The following is a 21682-nucleotide window of genomic DNA, read 5'->3' on the forward strand; positions in this document are numbered from 1 at the left end:
GTGAAGCTCTTACAAAGGAGCTTCGCCAGTTGTGGGAGCAGCGCTGCATTCGGCTGCATCCCTCACAAGCTGCTCGCGTCCGCCGATCGTTTGCTGGACGAAGCATAACGGGCCCACCAAAATGGCTCTTTCGCTTCATGCGGTGTTCCGAACAGGAGCGGTGCGTTGCCCAGAGTCGGACCGCTCACTAATGGTCGGGCGACGCCGAGGCCGGTCGGGGGCAGTTTTGGCGCCGTTTTGCAGCAATGCTTGCTAATGGCTCAGCGAAGTCCCCCGTGATCGCCTGGCTGCCGGAGAGGCAACCAGGCGTGCGTCCTTCAGCATTCCCAAACCTCACCGTCGACATCACGGCCATGATCGGCCTTGAGAACGCGCCATCGATCGAACCGAAAAGCGGGTTGGCAGGCCTTCAGGAGGAGGCGAACACAAGTGAAGCGGCTTGAAGCTCGGCGTGAAAGGGGAAACAACTTTTCCGGACATATCGTGAGCGTGGCAAACTCGCTCCCAAGAGGTATAGCGGCCCGGTGAAGGCTCGGGGAATTTATGCACTCCGCGGGCCACGAAAACGTGCTGCCCAGGGCAAGCCTATATTGGCTTTCCCGATTGCGCACGACGCCGCTGCGTGGCTCCGCAAAATTCACTCGGTCAGTACCGGGACGACGTTCCGACCAGGCGGCCGCCGCCGCGGTACTCGTGAAAGAAGGGTCGCCCCAGCAACGACTGCGGCGACGAGTAGCTTCGGTCAGGCTCCGTTCTTGTCGAAGAAGCCTGTCATGCTCTGCCGCTGCCGGACGACGCTCGATGCGAGTTCGACTCGGCTCGTGCCCTCGCCTCTCCCCGCTCGCCAATTCTGCGCAGCTGTCCGTTCTTCGGCGCCAACCGATGTCGGTTCATGTTTTTAATCAGCAGGCTAGCGTCGGTAGCACCGGCCTTCGGAGGTATGCCGTCCTGCATTGCCAGCGCAGATTGGATCGCAGCTCTTGAGCAGCTCCTTTCAGTTCGGATGCCAGCCGTCGCGCTACCATCGAAAACACGGGAGATAGCTTTTGCATGCTGCAGGAATCCACCATCTCCTCGGTCCCGAGATGGCATTGCATACTTGCTCTTAGGTGCTCATAGGAACCGGTCTGTTCCGGGGTGTGCGTCGCCAGCGGGGCTTGCTCGGGCGGTCGGATGCATATAGCTCGGCTACAGAAGAAGCGGCCAGACCTTCATCCGTCGTCTGCCGCGACTTCCTGCATAATTCGTGTTCACAAGGAACGACCTATGAGGCGGCAGCCCCGAGCATTCACGGTGGAGATTAGACAGAAGCGCAGTTCTCAAAAACGGAGTCGTTCGATCTGGAGCGATGTCGATCTTACCGCAGCAATGGCCGAGACAACAAGGGAACTCGAGGAGATGGAGTTGCCAAATGGTCGCCCTGTTGACTCAAGTGTTGTAGCGCTTGATGCTGAACACTTGCACAAACCGCGAGCGGAGTATCTCATGGCAAATCCCCTGGACGCAGAACCAGAAATAACTGCAACGCAACCGGCAGCCAAGGTAGAGGGGCCTCAAAAGAAGAAAGCCAAACGGTCGCCGAAAGCGAAGGCTGAGCCTAGGCCGCCTGCTCGGAAAGCGCCCAATGCGGCGTCTCAGGCGGAGGAAGCACCAGCAGCGACCGTGCGGACCGGACGTAAGATCTACTCTGAAAAGGAGCGCGCCCAGATGCTCGCCCTGATACAGAAGTCTATCAGTGGCGGCGCCACCCTCAAGAGCGCCGTAAAGCAGGCCGGCATTTCGGAACAGACCTACTATCAATGGAAGAAACCTGCGTTGCCCGCATCGGTTGGTGACGATCTGAAGGACCTCGTCGCGCTTGAGGAAGAAAACAAACGACTGAAGAGCCTGCTCGCGGAACGCCTGCGCAAGGAGAACGCGGAACTGAAGAGGAAGCTGGGGTTTTAATAACGCTGAATCGCAGATCGGAGCGCCAGAATTCTTGTCCGACGCGCTATCGAGAGCTCATAGCTACGGGTCTGGTATCGGCAGTTCTGGTCGGAGGAAGCGGTCGTCGGTGACCCCGGAGAGGCCGCCGAGGTGAAGCAGCTGCTGCGCGACCGCGGTCCTAGAAAAAGATCACCTCAGGACCACCTGTGGTTGGCTTCGCGCACTCGCCCCCTTTGTCCGCCATCAGTTGGTCTTCGTCCGAAAATTCCGAGAGTCCGCCGCCCTCCGCATCAGATCCAACCTTCGCCTTGCGGGCCCATCGAACTACCGCGGCCGCCCAAGGCGGTCCAATGGCCAGTCTTGACAATGGTGATCCGGCAAGCATCTGCATGAGCGGGACACAGGAGCCATCTCGAATGACTTCTCCGCTCAATTTGCCTACGCGCCTTAGACCGGCACTCGCGCCAGTAGCCCGTGTCGGATGAGATCGATGCTGGCGGCAAATGCGCCTGCAGAGTCATTCAACGCGTGGACTTCCTCGACGAGCTCAAGAGAAAAGGGACCTGTATAGCCGCCATCAAGTAGCGCCCGGATCTGGCTGCAATTGTCGGAACCTCCCAGGAGGCGATCCGGGTGAACCCACAAGGTTGGATCGTTTATGCCTGAAATGTGCACGAGACCGGTCAGATCGCAGAAGAAGGACGTCTCGCCAGCGAGTGTGTGGTGGAATGTATCGTGCACAAGCCGGAAGACGGACTGGCCATCAACCCAGGCAATAGCGTTAGCCGCTTCGGTCTTCGACCGAAGCGAGGAGGTCTGGAAGCCAAGCGGTTCGATGAGCCCAACCAGACCCCGTGACTGAAGTATCGGCTTGAGCGCCTTCAAGGCGACGCGGAGATTGCCATTGCGCTCGCCATTGGCGGACCACGAACCGTCGTTCACCGGCACTAGCATGAGCGCCTGGGCGCCACAGGCGGCCGCATAATCGGCGAGCTTGCTGGCCTCGGCCTTGCGGGCGGGAGTCCATTCGTTGAACCGCTGTAGGGCGTTGACTGAGATGATCGTGACGCCCGCTTCGGCAGCGGCAGACCGAACCTCCGCCGGCGGCTTGCCGCGCACAACAGCCTTACTGCAGGGATTATTCCGGATTTGCACGTCGGTCAGACCGAGATCGCGGGCGAGCGCGAAGAACGTCCTGACGTCAAGCCCGGGCGTCGCCATGTGGTCGAGTGCAAACCGAAGTGGCGCCTGGCGCACGGAGAGGCTTTCCTCCATGAAGGCGGCCGCCATTCTCGGCTGACTGGCTTCTGCCGTTTGTTGATTTACGAGGCCGAAATCATCGGCATAGGGAGGCGAATCAATCGAACTGACCCGCTCTTTATTCACACGATTGTGCTTCATTGTGAGCCGACTTTCACGCAGCGGATACTACCGCGCCTCTTGAGAACATTGATCTGCTAGGCGAAATGACCGAAGATCGATCGAGGCTATCCAGCTGCTTCCGCAGAGTAGGCGCCAACCCGGAAAGATGCTGAACCGATCCGGAGCCAAACTGATGTGGCAGGCTGCTTCTTCGTAGCGAGGCCGATGCCCAGCGCGATCATAGCGCGTCCCTTCCAGGTCGGCACAACCTTCCTGGTTTCCCGTTTGGCCGCATACCACGCCGGGTCACGTAAGCATCCGGCCCCATGAAGGTGGCCAAGCCATCGCTCAGCGGCGGAACACGGCACTGCGGATTGGCCTTCGCGAGCTGGCCGTAGATCACGCCGTGCTCGCCCTCGCTTTCATCAAGCAAGAGGGGCAGTGACGAGGCGAAAAGTCATTGGGCCGTGGCAGTGACGAAGTTCGCCAGCGGCGCTGCGCGGACGCTCGCTCGCAGGAAATCGATATCATCATCTCGGAAGGCTGGAGGGGTGTACATCGGGGGAACTCCTTGTGTGCATTGCAGGTCAGATACTTGCAATCTGGCCCTCTGGAAACAGCCAGTTCGTTGCAATTGAAGCCGTCCAGTTGGTGAAGTGGCATGGCGGGGGATCATCGGGCTAACAATTTGGCGGTCCAACAATGAGGCCCTCCGGCTTCTGCGCCCCCGACATCTCTTGGCTTCGCCCAACCGTCCGTGGCTCCGCCGTCGCCAGCGTACCGCTACCGATCGAGTTGCCGGCGATAAAGATAGAATCAGGGGCAGCCTTTCTGGCGGCCCTGATGGGGTGCTGTTGAAGACACCTACCCGGAGATGGCGCATCTCGTGCGGCTCGTTCAAGGGAGGAGGAGCGGCCAGTGCATTATGGCCCACGGTCACAAAGAGCACATGCTGCTGCCGATCGAGCGGGGCACGGCGCCCGGTGCCGTGATGCCATGCTGTCGGCCGGCCGGCTTAGCCGACTGCGCTACGCATGTAGGTCGGGCGGCAGCAGGGCGTCGTTGCGGTGGCTGGCCGTTCCCGGGGCAGCACGCGATTACCCGACGTTGCAGATCCATCGGATTGTCGCCGAGACTGCAAAAGCGCCAACCCCGTAAAGGGGCCCGGCCGGCACACGCTGCGTCACAGCTTCGCCAAGCCTGGAGGCCGGCGCCGAAGTCGGAGTTACCCGGGTCCTGCTGGGGCTCGACCCGCAGATATGCTGCAGGCCAGTCAGCTCGAGAACTTAGCCTTTTCAAGGAGGCGGAGAGCTCGCCCGACGGGTGAGCGTGCGGCGACTCGATCGAGATCGCTCCGTGCTGCCCGGCCTGCCTATCAGGTCGCGTATGCAGGCCAGCTCAGCCTCGGCAGCTCAAGGTCATGTCGGCGATCGAGCACTGCCGCACGGCAGGTGTTACGCGGCCAACGGCAGATCGGGCACAACTGCCGTGGTCGTCACACACGTCGATGAGGCAGGCGGAAATAGATCGTAATCCGCATCCCCCTCGGCGGAGAGCGAGTCTCCCCAAGCATGGCAGATGTCTCGCAACCGCTTCGATCCGAATTAATCCGGCTTTCGCGACGAGATGTATGAAGGCTCGGAGTGCCAGGACTGAAGCTCGCCCCGGAGCGTCTGACGTCGAGATTGATCAAAGCAGCAACCCGAAGATGTGCGCATCTTTGGACCGTGGCTACACTGGGTCGATTCGAATTATGAATGCGGTGCACCTTCCGCTGGCCTGTACGAAATGGCCAGAGGGGTTACCTCCTATCGACCTTCGCAGCCCCAGGAGACCCAGCTCGCAAAGGAACGCAGACTGCTTGGAGTGAACCGATTATCATCGGGGCGGGCACGTTCCTCAACCGACCCGCCTGTCGAGACTAGCGACCGAGGCTTTAGCGGTGGTGATTTCCTGCTTGTAGACCTTACACCCTGGTGCCAGCTCTCTCAGACCGCTCACGAGCATGTTAGCCGCCTGCTCGAGCGCCTCTTCCGGCATCGCTGCCAAGCTTTCCAAAATAAACCACATGCGGCCGCCCACCGTCTCCAACCGGGTGCGCGTGCTCTGCCGCCAATTCCAGCGGCGACATGTAGCTCCCAGATCGTCGCGCCAGATGACCTCCCCCTTGGAAGCGCTTTCGACGACCGCTTCCCCATTCAAAACAGTGTGGAAGGACTCCGTTCCTACGGCAATCGTCAGCCGCGGTTTGCCGACATATGCATCGAAATTTTCGCCGCCAATGGGTATTGAGAAACGCAGGCTCACTGCATTGTAGAGGTCAACGACAGGATTTATTGGTGGGATGCGGCCATCCTTCTCCACCCGTTTTTTCAATGCCTGCGCCGAGCACGGCGTCCGGTTTGGTTTCGCGCCGAACCGGACGTATGCCTCCGCCCAATTGGCCAAGTGCGCTTCTCCCCAGGCGGGTCCCCCCGCTCGGGCGAAATCGCAAGCCTCTCCCAACACGTCCCGAGCCATGACGCCTCGCGCACTGTCCTCTGCATCAACAAGAATGCTGATTGCGCGAAAGTCAGGTGCGATCTCTGCTATTTCTTCGTCGATCAGCGGAAAATCCAACAACGCTTCCTCCTTTAAGCCGGCCGCGATGGCGCCTCTGCTTCCACTGGATTTTAGAGTCTCCTCAAGAATTCCTTTCCCCAGGTCCCAGGGTCAGAGTACTGCCCGGACCCGGACTGGCCGACAGAGCCAGTCCTGGCAAGTCTTGCTGGTCTGCGATCACTGCCGGCGTGACTCCGGGGTCACGAGCCAGGCCCGTTCGCTGTCAGGGCGGGTATTGAGCATCTTGCCGAATCCTTGGCAAAGCTTTTTACCCGTTGGACAGCGCCAGTAAGGAGCCGAACGCCATTCTCGATCTGCCGAATCGTCAGGGCGGAATAGCCCATCACCAGTCCAATCCGGTCAGCACGGCCTTCATCTCGGATGTACAGCAATGAAATCGGATGGATGCCAACCCCGACCCGCCGCGCCTCTTCAACCAGGACGTCCTCCAGCGACCGAGAAAGATCCTTGAACCAGACGACGACATGCAGCCCTGCATCGGCCCCCTCGATGGCAATGCTGTCTGCGAACGCGCGTCGAAGGACGGCAAGCAGTGCCTCTCGCCGCTCGCCGTTAAGACGGCGGACGCGGCGGACATGGCTTTCATAACCACCGCTCTCGATGAGTGAGGCCAGGGCCTCCTGTTCCGCGACCGGAGAATGCCTGTCGAGAAGCTGCTTGGCCATCGCAAAGACGTCTTGCAACTCGGCCGGAACCACCAGGTAGCCGATGCGCAGCATCGGCGACAGTGTCTTGGAGATCGTGCCAACATAGATTACGGAACTGCGGTCTTCCAGCTTGTGCAGCGGGGGCACCGGTCGAATGTCGTACCGGTACTCGCCATCGTAATCGTCCTCGATAATATAGGCGTCATTGCGCCGAGCCCATTCGAGGAGCTGATACCGCCGCGAAATCGACAAGACGGCGCCGAGCGGGAACTGGTGCGACGGGGTGACATAGGCCAGCCGCGCTGGGATCTCCTGCAGCAACTCGGTCTTCATGCCCTCGCTATCGACGGCGACAGCGACGGGCGTGGCTCCTGTGCTGGCAAAGACTTGGCGCGCCATTCTATAGCAGGGATCCTCGATCACGAAGCTGTCAGAAGGATCGAGCAGCAGGCGCGCGCACATATCGAGGCACTGCTGTGATCCGCTGACGACGAGGATCTGCTCGACCTGGCAGCTAAGCGCTCGGGCACGCCACAAATATCCCTGCAGCGCCTGGCGCAAGCGATGCGAGCCGCGTGGATCGTGATAGGCCAGCCTTCCGGGGCTTTGTGACATCGCCGCGTTCATCGCACGCTTCCACGTCAGCGCCGGGAAATCAGATGGGGCGAGGTCGCCATAACGAAAATCGACCTTGAGGCGGTTGGGGAGGTAATCGCGCCGTGGCGGACTGGCGCGCAGTCGCTCGCCGTAACAGGAAAGGTGGATCGGGCCAGTCCGTTTCGGCACCGCGCTGGTCTCTTTACTCCGGACTAGCGAAGATGCAACGCGAGGTCTTGCGCCTTGAATGACCTCGATGAAACCTTCGGCGACCAGCTGATCATAAGCCACGGTGACGGTGGTTCGCGACACACCGAGTTCATTTGCGAGGCCGCGTGACGACGGCAGCTGGCTGCCCGTTTCATAGATTCCACCCAGGATCTGCTCGCGAAGAGCTTCGCAGATCTGGCGCGCGCCGAGACCTTGCGAGCGAGCTGCCGACGCTTCAGGAGAAGGCTGGACCATTTCTTTCATCGCCAACTGGACGTTCCATCTGAGTTAGTGTGACGGCATTGTCCCCGAAATCAAGAGGGTTAAAGCCGATGACCAGCGCCGAAGATCAGCTTGAAGCCGAGGCAACATCAACGCCGTCCCGGAACGACGTCGGTCTCGCATTCGCCACCCGGGCCATCCATCATGGCTACGATCCGGCCGGCTTTTCCAATTCTGTTCAGACGCCGGTGTTTCTTACATCGACGTATGGATTTGAAAGCGTTGCAGCAAACGAAGCCGTCGCAGCGCTTGGCGGAAGGCTCTACGCACGCGAATACAACCCGACCACCGAGATCCTCGAAATGCGGCTCGCCAATCTCGAAGGAGCCGAAGCTGGGCTGGTACTCGCCTCGGGGATCGCCGCCTTCGGCACGCTGATCCTTTCGCTGCTTTCGCAAGGTGACGAACTCATTGTCCACAAGACACTCTATTCAAATACGCTCGCCATGGTCGAGCAGGGGCTGCCGCAGTTTGGCATCAAGGTCGTTGCCGTCGACCTGTCGAATCCGAGCAATCTCAATGGCGCCATCACTGACAGGACCCGGCTCGTGTTCTTCGAGACGCCAATCAACCCGCTGAGCCGTATCCTCGACATCGCTGCCATTGCCGAACACGCCCATTCTCGCGGCGTGAAGGTCGCCGTCGACAGCACCTTCGCCTCGCCCGCCCTCCAGCGTCCGCTGGAACTCGGAGCCGACATCGTGATCCATTCGCTGACCAAGTACATCAATGGCCATGGCGATGCTCTGGGCGGTGTGATACTGGGCGATGCGAAAACACTGCACCTGCTGCGCGAAACTGGCCTGCGCTATCTCACCGGGGCAGCGCTCTCGCCCATGTCGGCGTTCCTGATTTTGCGCGGGTTGAAGACACTCACGTTGCGTATGGAGCGTCACAGTGTCTCTGGGCTTGCGGTCGCTCAGGCGCTTGAGGCGCACCCGGCTGTGGCTTGGGTTAGCTATCCATTTCTCGGCTCTCATCCCGACCATGAGATCGCGCGCAGACAGATGTCGCAAGGCTCGGGTATGTTGGCTCTCGGCCTCCAAACGGGGTTCGAGGGCGCGCGCCGTATGATGGACCGGCTCAAGCTGATCATCAGGGCGGTCAGCCTCGGCGACGCTGACAGTCTCATCTATCATCCGGCAAGCCTGACCCGCTCGCGCGAGTCAATCCGCAAGGACGCGCATTTGCCTGACGGAGTCGGCGACGACCTCATGCGTCTGTCGGTAGGGCTCGAAGACGCCGCCGATTTGATCGCGGATCTAGAGCAGGCGCTGGACGGGGTCTGATGCCCAACGCTTCACCCAATCTAACAACGGGAGCTTCAGCATGGCTTTCCTGAGCGGCCTTTCGGCCTTCCCAATAACGCCAAGCGACAGTGACGGCGGCGTCGATGTCCTGGCGCTTCGAAAGCTGATAGCGCGGCTTTGCGCAGCAAAGGTGGATTCCATCGGCCTGCTCGGTAGCACCGGCACCTACATGTATCTGTCGCGCGCGGCACGCCGCGGGGCGATTTGCGAGGCGCTGGACGAAACGCGTGGACGAGTCCCGCTCGTGGTGGGCGTGGGCGCTTTGCGCACCGATGAAGCGATACACTATGCAAGTGATGCGAAGGCCCTTGGCGCAGCCGCGGGGTTGCTCGCGGCTGTTTCCTACACCCCGCTCACTGACGACGAAGTTTTCGAGCATTTTTCGACAGTGGCGCGCGAAAGCGGCCTGCCGATCGTGATCTACGACAATCCTGCAAACACGCATTTTCGCTTCACGCCAGCGCTCATCGAGCGTCTGGGACAGCTGCCTGAGATCCTCGCTATCAAAAACTCAGTCGACAGGGGCGATGCTATCAAAGGCCAACTTGCGCACCAGAAAAAAAATTGTGCCGAAAGGATTCTCGATCGGCTACAGCGGCGACTGGAATGCCACCGAGGCCCTGATCGCCGGCGCCGATACATGGTACAGCGTCCTCGGTGGCATCTTGCCCGATCCCTGCCTGAGGATGGTCAGAGCCGCTCAGCACGGCGACCACGCAGAAGCACACCGGATCGACGCCACCCTGGCCCCGGTTTGGGAGCTTTTTGAGACGTTCTCGAGCCTTCGCGTCGTCTACGCAATCGCCGAGCTCCTCGAAATCTGTTCCGCCGAGCCCCCACGGCCAATCAAGCCGCTTTCCGCTGCCGCGAAGGGCCAGCTCGCCGGCGTCCTGGACCGCCTCGGATCAGGTGTTGGATCGTAAGCCGCGCAACTTCATATTGCCGAGGGAAAAATGTACGCACCGACCCTTTCGATGACTAGCCGAGATGTTCTCCATAATCTGATCGGGAACAATGCGCGGCGTGCTGATCACGACGCCAATCACGTCCTCGTCAACGTGTTCGATTGGCAGAACGTCTTATCGGCGAGGGAGGTAGGCTTTCCGAGGCCGCCAACGCCTACATTTCTCCGGATGAGTGTGCAGGCCAGACGACTTCCACTCGAAGCATCAAAGCCTTGATGACAGCATTCAATCGCTGCGCAGGATCTTTGCTTCAAGCGCGGCTGCCACAAAAGCCCTTCGAGCAGCAGGTGGATGGGCCTCACCACGCAATACCTGCAGACAAGCGTCCATCGCTACCCTCCGTTTCTCGGTCCGATGATGAAGGGCACGGATCAGGATAGCGGCCGCCTGGTTGACATCGAATACGATACGCTCAGAACTGTGGCGGCCAACCTGAACAACGACCGCCCTCTCAAATCTGTGCAAGCCGGTCATCTCTCCGCCCCCCAAGGCGATCATCCGTCAATAGGGCCCAGGGTCGTCTTCTTTGCCGAGCCGACACTGCATCTGTGAGCCGAGACAATGCCCTTTTGACCGACCCCGCGCTAGCCTCACACGCGCTTACCCGCTCTGTTCCGCTGCCGATCTGCAGGCGGGATCCATCGGTTGTCGGAGGTTGTTCCTCCAACATGACGGCGCGATTCAAAAAGCCGAATAGGCCCTTTGGGCGCTGCCCTCGCCATCGAAAATCTTGTCGATGACCTAAAGAGTAGCTTGATCAGGGAAGGCTCTCTTCTAGCGCGACAACCTTCGTGCTCAGCACGCGCGCTCGGTGCCGAGGGAGCGCGGCACCTCCCGTGGCGCGGGTGATGTGTGACCGTGCACATCCTTGCCCAGCGCTTGCGGTGGCGAGGCCTTCTACAGTGCCGCACAGCGATGCCTCGCAATTCTGGTGATTTTTGCGTGTCAGCCATTTTGTTCTAGATCACGCGGCAGACCTGATCATTCACCGCGCGGATGCCTCACATCCAAACAATCTAATTTACCGGTTCCTCATGATCCTGCATAGCGCGACAAAACCCACGGCTATGTTTTCCAGCCGTTTTCTGCGGTTGCTCTACGGTCACCTCGACAAGGATCTGCTATGCGCATTTGCGGTATCAAGCTGACTCACGACGGGGGAATTGCTGTCGTGGAAGACGGCAGATTACTCTTTTGCATCGAGATGGAGAAGCTCGACAATAACCTACGATACCAACATATCGAGCGGCTTGAGACGGTCGTCGCCGTTTTGACGGAAAACGGGCTTGCTCCGCGCGATATCGACCGGTTCGTTATTGACGGATGGGACGGTGAAATCCAGTCAGAATTCCAGGTTCTGAGTAACGGCTCCCCTATCACTCTCAACGGCGCGCCATATGTGGAGCGGGACGCCGAAGATCCCCTGACAGCCTATCAAGGTTCCGGTCTCATGCTCGACAGTGGGGTATGTTCTTATGAAAGCTACCCGCATGTTGTTGGGCACGTGGCTTCCGCATACTGCACCAGCTCATTCGCCAAAGCTGAGGAACCGGCATTTTGTCTGGTATGGGACGGCTGCATCTTTCCGCGGCTTTACTACGTCGAGCCAAGTGGAGTCCGATTTGTTGGGTGCCTGTTTCCGATGATAGGCCATGCCTATGCGGCCGTGGGCCAACATTTCGGTCCTTACAGGCGAGAACTGCGGACTGGCTGGAATCTCGGTATCGCCGGCAAGTTGATGGCCTATATTGCGCTCGGAGTGGTCCATGAACACATCGTGAATGTGTTTCAGGAGCTTTACGACGACCATTTTGCCTGGGATACGGACCTTGCTTTTGGCTACGGGAACAACAGCCACAGCGAAGACGCGTTACTCACGGCTGTGCACGACTTCTTCGATGCAAGCGCGTCGCGGCTAATCCCCGAAACGCCCGAGGACATACTTGCTTCGTTCCATGCCTTCGTGGAGCGTCTTCTCGTCCGGGGAATGACAAGGGCGCTGCGTGGGTACTCAGTCCCCAAAACCCGAAACCTGTGCATCGCCGGCGGATGCGGGCTGAACATCAAATGGAACAGCGCCCTTCGGGCGAGCGGTTTGTTCGACGCAGTCTGGGTGCCTCCGTTTCCAAACGACAGCGGATCGGCGATCGGTGCCGCTTGCTGTGCGCTGGCCGCCGACAAAGGTTTCGTGAATCTCGACTGGTCAGTCTACAGCGGGCCAAATGTGAGCCATGGCAAGGTTCCGCCTGGTTGGCAATCTGCTGCTTGCAGCCTGAAAGAACTTGCCGGCGTGCTCGCCGACAACAAGCCTGTGGTGTTCCTTGCAGGTCGCGCAGAGCTTGGTCCACGTGCTTTGGGAGGCAGAAGCATTCTGGCGGCCGCAACTTCGCCGGAAATGAAGGACCATCTCAACAAAATCAAAGTTCGAGAGCATTTCCGACCGGTAGCGCCAATATGCTTGGAGGATCGTGCACCTGAGATGTTCGATCCCGGCACGCCGGATCCTTACATGCTGTTCGATCACCGAACCCGTTCGGAGTGGAAAGAAAAAATCCCGGCGGTCGTCCATCTCGACGGGACTGCGCGCCTTCAGACAGTTTCGAGAACTTCTGAACACCCAATTGCAGAACTTCTGATAGAATATGAGAAACTCACGGGCATTTCGCTGCTCTGCAACACGAGTGCAAATCTCAATGGACGTGGTTTTTTTCCGGATGCGGCTGCCGCCTGTGAGTGGGGATGCGTAGACCACGTTTGGTGCGATGGGTTGCTGTTGACCAAGACAGGTGCAAGTCAATTCGAGGGCTGAGCGGCGGGCTGTAACGAACTTGAGTTACCGCGCTCTAGCGCTGCAATGGCCGGCAGCATCGCTGAGGGAGCCGGATACTGCGGGTGCGTGCGGTTACGGCTTTTGAAAGTGCCCTGATCTGACGAACGAATCTGATCGTCATGGCCGATAAAGCGCCGAGACTGTGCTGTTGAGCTGGCAAGCACGCGAATGCTTTTGCTTAGCGATGTGAATGGAGGGTTCGAACACCAGGGCCTGCACCGCCCTGCCGACCGGCACGCCATTCGTCTGCTGCGGTGGTGACAAGCTTGAGCGAATTAGCTGTTTGAGCTCCTTCTGCCAACGGAATCCCGCATTGCCTGCGCCTGCCGCGTTAATCCCTGGAAGCGTCCGCCTTGCCGTCCGCGACTTTGCTCAGCACCGAACCACTCCGCCATGGCGTCGGGCATGTGGCCGACCACGTTGACCCGACACCCTCCGTCAGTGTCAGCAAGTCGGAGTAGAGGTCCACATCCTCGAGCATGCTCCTTGCAGGACCCATATTGCAGCAACCCTATGCCGAAGAGCACAATTGCCAGCGCACGATTGGTGCCGTCGCGGGGTCGCTGCCGGTTCTTCTGACCGCCCGCGTCGTGCTCGGAATAGCGCTCGGAGGCTTCTGGTCGATGTCGGCAGCGTTGGCGATGCGGCTCGTTCCAGGTCACCTCCTGCGGCGCGCCATGTCGATCATCCGCACCGGCGTACCGTCGCTACCGTTTGTGCGGTTCAATCGGCGCCTATGTCGGCGACGTCTGGGGGGTGGCGAAGCGCCTCCATGATCGCTGCAGTCTTCGGCGCGTTACACTGGTAGTGCAACTCATGACTTCTCCGAGGCTGCCTCCGATTGGAGCAGCCAGCTTCCGCAGTCTGCTGGATGTGGCCAAGAATCCGATAATCAAAGTCGCGATTTTGGTCGTCCTGCTGGTCGCTTCCGGGCACTTCGCCGGCTTCATCTGTATCCGCGCCTTCCTCGAGAATGTTCCCGCGCTCAATATCGAGACGATCTCGCTCGTGTTGCTCGCCTTTGGCATCGGCGGCTTCTTCGGCAATTTGGCCGGCGGATTCTTGGCCGAGCACAGCCTCCAGGCAGTCGCGGCCCTGCCGCCCCCTGCTCATAGCGATGGCCGCTGTCTCGCTGCTGATGTTGGGAGCATCGGCCTGGGCCTCGGCGATTGCGGTACCGTATGGGCCTTTGCCTTCGGCGCGGTGCCGGTGGGACTGCAGAATGCATGGTGCTGCGCGCCCCTCCCGAGCAGGCCGAAAACGCCGGTGGGCTGATGGCCGCAACGTTCCAAGTGGCCATCGCCGCCGGCGCGATTTTCGGCGGACTGCTGGTGGACGATGCCGGCGCTGCCAGTGCCTTGCCTACAGCGCCGTTGCCTCGTTCCTCGCTGCCCTGACAGTGTTTGCTCGGACCGAAGCGCGAACCCTAGACCGCCTGACACAGGCCAGTGCAGCACGGGGAAAGATGCAATCGCATCAGCCGCGCGGTGCGATCCTGCTCACGATTTTTTGGCGGTTGCAGCCGTCGTCTCTGCGCGATCGCACGTTGTTGTCCGGTCGATTTCGACCAGCGGCGGCGAATGATGGTGCCGACGAGAGAACCTAAGAGTGCCGGACCGAAGCGGACCGCCTCGCCGTCGACCGCTCGCCTCGTACGGCTATTAATACAAGGGCGAACCCGTGCTTGATCCGTGTGAGGCGGCTTTCCATGCCTCCGGGGCGAAGCAGCTTTTGACTTGATTGCATTCCCGGCAATTGGGCGCGGTGCATAGGGGTAGACCTTCAGACTCGCAAGCCTGCGGTAAAAGTACTTCTTCCACTTCATGTTTTTGGTGTTGCCGGCTACCAGCGTCGGAAAATCAGCACCACACTGTCATGCAAACATCATCGAATTGGAGTCAGACCCAATTTTTTGCGTGCCGTTCGCCAGGAGCGCCCGCGGCTTCACATGCGGGATGCCTCCTGCAACATTATCTGCCGCATCCAGGTGCTTGCCGGATCACTGTTGTGAAGGGTGGGCCATTGGACGGCCTCAGTGAACGTGGGTAGTGGCAGGGGAAGTTCGACGATCCGCAGAGGGAAAGTCTTTTTGAAATGCTGAACCAGCCGGAAGGGCATGGTCGCTATACGATCTGTGCCTGAGACCATCGGCGGGATCATGCTAAAGGCCTGCACGATAATCTCGACACGTCTCTTGAGACCATGTTCAAGCAAAAACCGTTCCTCGATGGATGGCATCTGCGCACGGCCGACCCTGAACGCAATGTGCTTCATCGACACGTACCTCTCGAATGTAAGCTGCTGTGGCAGCTGCTTGTTCGTGGGGCAGCCTACGCACACGAATGTCTCGTCGAACAGCACCGCTCTTGGATGCGCGCTCGACATGAACAATTCCGGAAGAATCAGAAAATCGACGTCACCGCGCCGGAGAAGCTCATCGAGATCGTCGTCGAGCGGCAGCAATTCGAAGCTGACGGCGGGTGCTTCGCGTGCAACACGCTCCACGACCTTTTCAAAAAACACGAGTGTGGCGAAATCGGAAATCATGATCCGGAAGCGGCGATCGGATTGAGCCGGTTTAAACGGATCCCAAGAAATAATCGAGCACTGTATGTGCAAGAGTGCGCCGCGAACAGCGGGGGCGAGTGTTTCCGCACGCGAGGTTAGAACACGTTCGCGGCCGCTCATCGTAAACAGTTCATCGTTGAAATAATCGCGCAGCCGGCCGACGGCCGCGCTCATGGCCGGCTGACTTAGGTTGATGCTGCTTGCCGCCGCCGTGAGGTTGCGCTCGGTCAGCAGTGCGTCGAGCACAACGAGAAGGTTCAGATCAAGGCCTTTGAAACGCATGCCTCATCTGTCCGTAACGTGGTTGCTTGTCATCGCGACCATTGTGGGTGGCTAATTTATTGCAGGTTGAGATTTGAGCAGACTTGGGCGTGGCGGCGCTCCGACAAGGATCTGCGACACATATCCAAGGTCGCGCGCAATCTTGCGAATTGCCATCGCCGTGACGACAATCGCCACTCCAACCACACTTGCGAACGCGATTCTGGTCGTGAGATTCCAGAGTTCTCCAAACTGTATCACATCCATGAGGCGAAACACGGCACCCTGGACCAGGTACAGCAGCAGCGTGCTCTGACCAAGCTCCACCGCGACATACTGAGCTACTCTAGTTGAATGGACAATTCTCCAGCACTGGAACATAAGCTGCATCGCTACTGCAGAAGCTGTTGCAGAGCCAGCGAACATCATAAACACTTGTTTAGCTGACTGTTCATCATGAATTAAAACAAGATTGTTGTAGACGTAAGTCTCCTTGCCCCACCCAAGGAAGCATAAGAAAGCTGTTATCGAAAATAAGACCAAGAAAAGCGATTTGTGGCGCCAGACGATATTTTTCTGCCATCCGATCGGCTGGGCAAACAAGAACCCCAAACAATAAAATGGGTAAGTGTATCTTAACGACGGGGTTATTGACAATGTGATGGGCGCCAATGCGACCCCAATTGCGGATGCGCTTATGATCCACATCGATAGTCGATTGAAAGTTGCAAAAAATCTAACTAGAACGAACGAAATAAACGCCGCCCATATGAACCAGTATGTTCCAATGACCTCCTTCGATATGTCCAGCAATACACCAGTTAAACTCTTCGTTGGATAAATCATGGCGGACTTTAGTGCGAAAATAAACGCACACCAAAGAAACATTGGCAGTAGTAACTGCACTGCTCGATTACGGACCCCTTGAATGAACGTTTTTCGCAAAATTGCCCCAGAAGAAACATATCCACTTATCGCCATAAAGAGAGGCATATGAAACATGTATATCGTCTTATAATACGGAGACATCCAAAAATCGTCAGTGCCTCGATAAATTATATATTGTAATAGGTGCCCAATTATCACTAAAGTAATTAGTATACCTTTGGCGAAGTCAAGGCTTAGGTCTCGGTCGTTTGTCTCTGCTGGGCGCGAGCCGCGTCCCTTCGCTCCGACTGTTATTTGATCAAGCATCAGACTCCAGCCCATCTGTTGCGGTTGCTACCGGCCGTTTCTGGGCACGGCGAGCACGCCAGTTTCGGTGAAAAGGATCGAATTTTACGCGGATCGCGGCGTGGTATCGAGGGCCGACTGGCTGCAACCGAGCGGACGAAATCCCAGTGCCTGATCGCAAACCTGGAGCGCAGTGGCGGTCGCGATCATGTGTGGCGACGCGATGGCCCGGCACTATGGTCGCCAGGACGTCTCTGCAGAACCTCTCAAGATGATTCCGCAGCGCGTGCCGAACCGTGCCAAAAGCGAATGGAATGCCAATCTGCTGCTGCACCGGACGCATGACGTGGATAGAATGGCTCATTCCGAGTCTCTCAAGATCCGGATGCACCCTGTACAATCCGAGTTCGCCTACCAAGAAATCAACCTCGCCAACCGTAGTGAACGGCGCAGCAGGTCCAAGTGAGCCGCTACGCCGTGCACATAGAGCCGATTGCGCGAACCTCCGGCCTTGCACCGGCCCAGCTACGACCGCCTGAAAGCCCCTGTCGGCCCATAGGCCTTTCGGAAGAAAGCGGAGAGCTCGACATGATCGGCTACTTGCAAGTCATTTCCCAGCACACGCTACAGAAGCCGTGGCGTGATCGGGTGCATGTCAGGTCCGGTCATCTATGCAGCGCCCTGGAAGTTTGGTAAAATCGATTGTTTAGATCGCGAGCATTCACGCTATGGATAAGTGAAAGCGATGCGCTTCAAAGGCCTTGATCTGAACCTTCTCGTCGTGCTCGACGCACTGCTGACCCAGCGCAACCTCACGGCGGCGGCAAGCAGCATCAACCTAAGTCAGCCGGCCATGAGCGCGGCCGTCGCCCGGCTGCGCGATTATTTCAACGATGAACTGTTTACGATGAGCGGCCGCGAACGTGTTCTAACCCCACGTGCGGAAACACTCGCCCCCGCTGTTCGCGGCGCACTCTTGAAAATCCAGAGCTCGATTATTTCTTGGGATCCGTTTAATCCGGCTCAGTCCGATCGCCGTTTCAGGATCACCCTTTCCGATTTCGCCACACTCGTGTTTTTTGAAAAGGTCGTGGAGCGTGTTGCACGCGAAGCACCCGCCGTCAGCTTCGAATTGCTGCCGCTCGACGACGACCCCGATGAGCTTCTCCGGCGCGGTGACGTCGATTTTCTGATTTGTCCAGAATTGTTCATGTCGAGCGCGCATCCAAGAGCGGCGCTGTTCGACGACACGCTCGTGTGCGTAGGCTGCCCCACGAACAAGCAGCTGCCGCAGCAGCTTACATTCGAGAGATACATGTCGATGAGGCACGTTGCGGCCAAGTTCGGGCAGAAGCCCTCCGTCGAGGAGCGTTTTTTTCTTGAGCATGGCCTGAAGAGACGTGTCGAGGTTATCGTGCAGGCCTTCAGCATGATCCCGCCGATGGTCTCAGGCACAGCTCGTATATCGACCATGCCCTTCCGGCTGGTTGAGCATTTCAAAAAGACTTTCCCGCTGCGGATCATCGAACTTCCGCTGCCGCTTCCCGCATTTACCGAGGCCCTCCAATGGCCCGCCCTTCACAACAGTGATGCGGCAAGCGTCTGGATGCGAGAGATATTGTTACAGGAGGCGTCGAGAATGAGTTCTCCGCGGGACGCCAAAAAGGGTCGCAAGCCCTGATTGACTACCGCGTCTCACACCGGCACTCGTGTCAACAGGCGTGTCGAACGAGATGATAGTCGCGGAAAGAGCGCCTGCGAGATCGTCCAGCGGGTGGGCTGCGTCGACAAACGGTGCGAATGAGAAGGGGCCCGCATAACCGCCATCAAGCAGCGCCCGGATCTGGCTGCCATTGTCGGAACCGAATAGGACGCGATCCGGGTAGATCCAGTGGATTGGATCGTTCACTCTTGAAATGTGCACGAGACCGGTCAGGTCGCAGGAGAAGAACGGCTCCCCGGCGAGCGTGTGATGAAACGTGTCGTGCACGAGGCGGAAGACGGACTGGCCATCAATGGCGGCAATGGCCTTAGCCGCTTCGTTCTTCGATCGAAGCGAGCAGGTCTGGAAGCCCAGCGGCTCGATGAGACCGATCAGGCCGCGCGACTGGAGGATCGGCTTGAGCGCCTTCAAGGCAAAGCGGAGATCGCCCCGGCGCTCGCCATTGGCGGGCCAGGAGCCATCGTTGACCGGCACCAGCATGAGCGTCTTGGCGCCGCAGGCCGCCGCATAATCGGCGAGCTTGCTCGCTTCGGCCTTGCGGGCGGGTGTCCACTCATTGAAGCGCTGCAAGGCATTGATGGAAATAACCCCAACGCCTGCTTCGGCGGCGGCAGACCGGACGTCCGCGCCTGCTGAGACATCGCCTGAATCGGTAATGACCGAAGCTGGCTCGCAGCCATCCATCTGCTTCAAACTAACCCGCCGATCCGGAGAGATGCCCAACCAGATCGGATGCAAAATTCAGGCAGCAGGGTGCTTCGCCAGAGCGAGGCCGACGCCCAGCGCAATCATCGCGCCGCCCGACGCCTCCCTCAGGCGGCGGATCAACCTGGGACGCGCTGCCGCGCCGTCTTGAATGCCGCTGGCCACGAAGGCAACCACGATGTCGGCGAGCGTGTTGAGCGCAATCGACACGGAGCCAAGCACCACGAATTGCAGAGCTACGTGCCCTGCGCTCGGGTTCACGAACTGCGGAAGGAAGGCTAGAAAAAAGGCTGCCGTCTTCGGGTTGAGAGCCTCGACCAGCACCCCTTCACGAAACGCCCGCCGGGGTCCGACTGAACGCACCGGGGCGCCATCATCGCCAGTCGCTCGGCGCGCGGCTTGAAAGGTGCGAAAGCCTAGCCAGACGAGGTAGACCGCGCCGAACAGCTTCAATGCGGAGAACAGTTCCGAGCTCTCGAGCACGATCGCGGAAACACCTAGGCTTGCTGCGAGGACGTGGATCATGCCCCCCAACCCCGTGCCGAAGCTGGAAGCGATACCCTCCGGACGACCGCCGGCGAGCGTGCGCGCGGCAACATAGAAGATGCCCGGACCGGGCGTGATGGCGAGCACGGAGGCCGCGGCGAGGTACAGGGCGAATGGGGCCAGTTCTGGCATCATGGGTCGATTCCGACAAAGTTCATGATTATTTTGGGATGAGAGCGGCGAGCTCGCGGTCAGATGCCCGCTCGCTCGCCGCAAGGCCCGCGGCCACGCCATCGCGGTCGGCCGCGTTCCGGTTCTGACTCAGTTTGCGCTTGCCCTCCAGCCTCGTGATCGGCATGCGCAGGCCGACGATTCCGCGGAGTTGCGCCTGTACAAAATCCGGCGGTGCGTCCGACACCGCCCAAGGCGAGGCGCGCTCGCCCTCGTGGTGGTCGGTCAGACGATTCACGACGTCCAGCAGTCTTCCCGCATGCTCGAAGAACTCGACCGGACCATAGGCGTGGACGGCGATGTAATTCCAGGTCGGGACGACCTTCCCGGTTTCCCGCTTGGTCGCATACCATGCCGGCGTCACATAAGCGTCCGGCCCCATGAAGATGGCCAAGCCGTCGCCCAGCGGCGGAACATGGCACTGGGGATTGGCCTTCGCTAGGTGCCCGTAGATCACGCCGTGCTCGCCCTCGCTCTCATCAAGGAAGAGGGGCAGTGGCGTTGCGAGCGGCCCTTCCGCCGTGACTGTAACGAAGTTCGCCAGCACCGCCGCGCGGATGGTCGCGCGCAGGGACTCCTTGTCGTCGTCGCGGAAAGCGGGAGGGATGTACATGGCGAAGCTCCTTGCGTTACCAGTCAGATACCGGCACTCTGGCCTGCAGGAAACAGCCAGTCAGAAGCTATCGACGTGGTCCAGTTTGTGAAAGATGGCATCGCACCCGATCATCGTGACGATCGAGGAGCAGATCCACAGCGGGGTGTGCGAGTCGGAGAACCCCTGGTCCTTCGCAGCCGAGGGGTCGGGCATATCACGGCAATGGCGACTAGTTTGCCAAACCTTGTGGACGCAGCCCGCGATCCCGGAGACCATATTGAAAGAATCGTCGAAGAGGTTCCGGCGACGCCAGGCAATGCCGAGAGGCTGCGCGGGTCCTCATTGTAGCAGGTGACAACAAACGTCTACGCTTAGTCAACGGGTCGGAGCCGACAGTTCGTCCGATGTCGGCGAAGCCTGTAAGCCTTCATAAGCGAGACCCAAGGCACTGGCTGGGAAAGCAGGTCCATAGGATCTCGCATTTCAGTGATGTTCTGGAAGCGGGCGAATTTCATATCCGCAGGCATCTAATGCCGGAATCAGATTGGATAGCGCCATAACGGTCTGGTTGCGCAGACCGGCTTGAGTGCTCCGTCTCGACTCGTCGGGAGGACAACCGTCGTGCAAGAGCACGATTGCGCCGGGCCGGACCGAGGCGAGCACAGCATCGACGATCGCATCGGTGCCGGGCCGCGACCAATCTTTTGGGTCTATCGACCAATGAAGGGCCGCCAGCCCGGCGATCTCTGACGCAGTGAACACTTCTTCGCTCCAGGCGCCGTATGGCGCGCGAATGTAGCGGATCGAGGCCTGGGGGCATGCTACCATGATGGCACGGTTCGCCTCAAATACCTCACGTTGGACGTCGCCCAAGCCGCATTTGGACAGATCCGGATGAGACATCGTGTGGTTGCCCACCTCATGCCCTTCTGCGATCATTCGCTGGATGAGGTCCGGGTGCTCTGCGGCGTAGGCACCAATCACGAAGAAAGTCGCTGGCACCCGATTTTGCGCCAGCACATCGAGTATCTGTGGTGTGAAGAATGGATCGGGACCGTCGTCAAACGTCAGATAAACGCTCCGACGGCCGGTTCCATCAGCGCATTCACTCTGCACCTCCCATCCGTCATCAAGATGTTTCATAGCTCCGGATCCTTCCGGTCAATTGTTGCATCGGTCGGCCATT

Annotated in this window: 17 protein-coding genes and 4 pseudogenes; 8 read left to right on the top strand and 13 right to left on the bottom strand. The window is 59.2% G+C overall.

The window, feature by feature from the left end; translation table 11 throughout:
• Positions 1-275: 275 nt before the first annotated feature.
• Together A9K68_RS29350 and A9K68_RS29355 are read left to right on the top strand one after the other, a co-directional pair.
• Positions 276-443 carry a hypothetical protein gene (locus A9K68_RS29350; RefSeq protein ID WP_156768530.1) on the top strand — a complete coding sequence of 56 codons (168 nt, stop codon included), beginning with the start codon at positions 276-278 and terminating at the stop codon, positions 441-443.
• Between the two features lie 1042 nt (positions 444-1485).
• On the top strand, positions 1486-1947 hold the full coding sequence (locus A9K68_RS29355) for a transposase (protein WP_065011504.1): 462 nt from the start codon (positions 1486-1488) through the stop codon (positions 1945-1947).
• A gap of 429 nt (positions 1948-2376) precedes the next feature.
• Here the strand turns inward: A9K68_RS29355 and A9K68_RS29360 are convergent, their stop codons facing one another.
• The 4 genes and pseudogenes from A9K68_RS29360 to A9K68_RS29375 all read right to left on the bottom strand — a co-directional run bounded on the left by A9K68_RS29360 (position 2377) and on the right by A9K68_RS29375 (position 7631).
• A complete protein-coding gene (locus tag A9K68_RS29360) occupies positions 2377-3219 on the bottom strand; it encodes a TIM barrel protein (protein WP_065011503.1) in 843 nt (280 codons plus the stop codon).
• 326 nt (positions 3220-3545) lie between these two features.
• Positions 3546-3850, bottom strand: a pseudogene (locus tag A9K68_RS29365) (FMN-binding negative transcriptional regulator); the annotation flags it as partial.
• A gap of 1340 nt (positions 3851-5190) precedes the next feature.
• The gene (locus tag A9K68_RS29370) at positions 5191-5913 is read right to left on the bottom strand and encodes a B3/4 domain-containing protein (protein ID WP_176478102.1); all 723 of its coding nucleotides are present in this window, start codon (positions 5911-5913) and stop codon (positions 5191-5193) included.
• 179 nt (positions 5914-6092) lie between these two features.
• A complete protein-coding gene (locus tag A9K68_RS29375) occupies positions 6093-7631 on the bottom strand; it encodes a PLP-dependent aminotransferase family protein (protein WP_065011497.1) in 1539 nt (512 codons plus the stop codon).
• A 68-nt stretch (positions 7632-7699) separates the two neighbouring features.
• Here A9K68_RS29375 and A9K68_RS29380 point away from each other — a divergent pair, with 68 nt between their 5' ends.
• On the top strand, positions 7700-8938 hold the full coding sequence (locus A9K68_RS29380) for a PLP-dependent transferase (RefSeq protein ID WP_082982704.1): 1239 nt from the start codon (positions 7700-7702) through the stop codon (positions 8936-8938).
• 40 nt (positions 8939-8978) lie between these two features.
• Positions 8979-9882: pseudogene (locus A9K68_RS29385) on the top strand (dihydrodipicolinate synthase family protein).
• Positions 9883-10149: 267 nt separating this feature from the next.
• On the opposite strand, the gene A9K68_RS29390 reads toward A9K68_RS29385, so the two are convergent.
• Positions 10150-10422 (bottom strand): DUF982 domain-containing protein, encoded by a 273-nt coding sequence (locus A9K68_RS29390; protein WP_348626648.1) that lies wholly within the window; start codon positions 10420-10422, stop codon positions 10150-10152.
• A 625-nt stretch (positions 10423-11047) separates the two neighbouring features.
• Between A9K68_RS29390 and nodU the strand changes: the two genes are divergently transcribed.
• The 3 genes from nodU to A9K68_RS32390 all read left to right on the top strand — a co-directional run bounded on the left by nodU (position 11048) and on the right by A9K68_RS32390 (position 14151).
• Positions 11048-12733, top strand: coding sequence for a nodulation protein NodU (gene nodU / locus A9K68_RS29395; RefSeq protein ID WP_065011495.1), 1686 nt, complete (start codon positions 11048-11050; stop codon positions 12731-12733).
• Positions 12734-13627: 894 nt separating this feature from the next.
• Positions 13628-14029 carry an MFS transporter gene (locus A9K68_RS31480; RefSeq protein ID WP_176478104.1) on the top strand — a complete coding sequence of 134 codons (402 nt, stop codon included), beginning with the start codon at positions 13628-13630 and terminating at the stop codon, positions 14027-14029.
• The gene (locus tag A9K68_RS32390) at positions 14029-14151 is read left to right on the top strand and encodes a hypothetical protein (RefSeq protein ID WP_280952216.1); all 123 of its coding nucleotides are present in this window, start codon (positions 14029-14031) and stop codon (positions 14149-14151) included. Before A9K68_RS31480 ends, A9K68_RS32390 begins: the two co-directional genes overlap by 1 nt.
• A gap of 264 nt (positions 14152-14415) precedes the next feature.
• Here A9K68_RS32390 and A9K68_RS29405 read toward each other — a convergent pair.
• The 4 genes and pseudogenes from A9K68_RS29405 to A9K68_RS29420 form a co-directional block, all read right to left on the bottom strand.
• Positions 14416-14612 (bottom strand): annotated as a pseudogene (locus A9K68_RS29405) (nitrogen fixation protein NifQ); the annotation flags it as partial.
• Positions 14613-14698: 86 nt separating this feature from the next.
• Entirely contained in the window at positions 14699-15604 is a 906-nt protein-coding gene (locus A9K68_RS29410) for a LysR family transcriptional regulator (RefSeq protein ID WP_095780353.1), read from the bottom strand.
• Between the two features lie 51 nt (positions 15605-15655).
• Positions 15656-16777 carry a nodulation factor fucose acetyltransferase NolL gene (gene nolL / locus A9K68_RS29415; RefSeq protein ID WP_065011500.1) on the bottom strand — a complete coding sequence of 374 codons (1122 nt, stop codon included), beginning with the start codon at positions 16775-16777 and terminating at the stop codon, positions 15656-15658.
• A 190-nt stretch (positions 16778-16967) separates the two neighbouring features.
• Positions 16968-17379 (bottom strand): annotated as a pseudogene (locus A9K68_RS29420) (NodA family N-acyltransferase); the annotation flags it as partial.
• 122 nt (positions 17380-17501) lie between these two features.
• On the opposite strand from A9K68_RS29420, the gene A9K68_RS29425 reads away from it, so the two are divergent.
• On the top strand, positions 17502-18437 hold the full coding sequence (locus A9K68_RS29425) for a LysR family transcriptional regulator (RefSeq protein WP_095780354.1): 936 nt from the start codon (positions 17502-17504) through the stop codon (positions 18435-18437).
• Here the strand turns inward: A9K68_RS29425 and A9K68_RS29430 are convergent.
• The 4 genes from A9K68_RS29430 to nodB form a co-directional block, all read right to left on the bottom strand.
• Positions 18378-19163 carry a TIM barrel protein gene (locus tag A9K68_RS29430; RefSeq protein ID WP_245430171.1) on the bottom strand — a complete coding sequence of 262 codons (786 nt, stop codon included), beginning with the start codon at positions 19161-19163 and terminating at the stop codon, positions 18378-18380. The two genes, A9K68_RS29425 and A9K68_RS29430, sit on opposite strands and share 60 nt — an antisense overlap.
• Positions 19164-19220: 57 nt before the next feature.
• Positions 19221-19862 (bottom strand): LysE family translocator, encoded by a 642-nt coding sequence (locus A9K68_RS29435; protein ID WP_065010677.1) that lies wholly within the window; start codon positions 19860-19862, stop codon positions 19221-19223.
• Positions 19863-19890: 28 nt separating this feature from the next.
• Complete coding sequence (locus A9K68_RS29440; protein ID WP_065010655.1) at positions 19891-20514, bottom strand: FMN-binding negative transcriptional regulator; 624 nt, start codon at positions 20512-20514, stop codon at positions 19891-19893.
• 465 nt (positions 20515-20979) lie between these two features.
• Positions 20980-21639 carry a chitooligosaccharide deacetylase NodB gene (gene nodB, locus A9K68_RS29445; protein ID WP_065010656.1) on the bottom strand — a complete coding sequence of 220 codons (660 nt, stop codon included), beginning with the start codon at positions 21637-21639 and terminating at the stop codon, positions 20980-20982.
• Positions 21640-21682: the final 43 nt, after the last annotated feature.

The organism is Mesorhizobium sp. AA22 (assembly GCF_001672375.2).
Classification (GTDB): domain Bacteria; phylum Pseudomonadota; class Alphaproteobacteria; order Rhizobiales; family Rhizobiaceae; genus Mesorhizobium; species Mesorhizobium wenxiniae.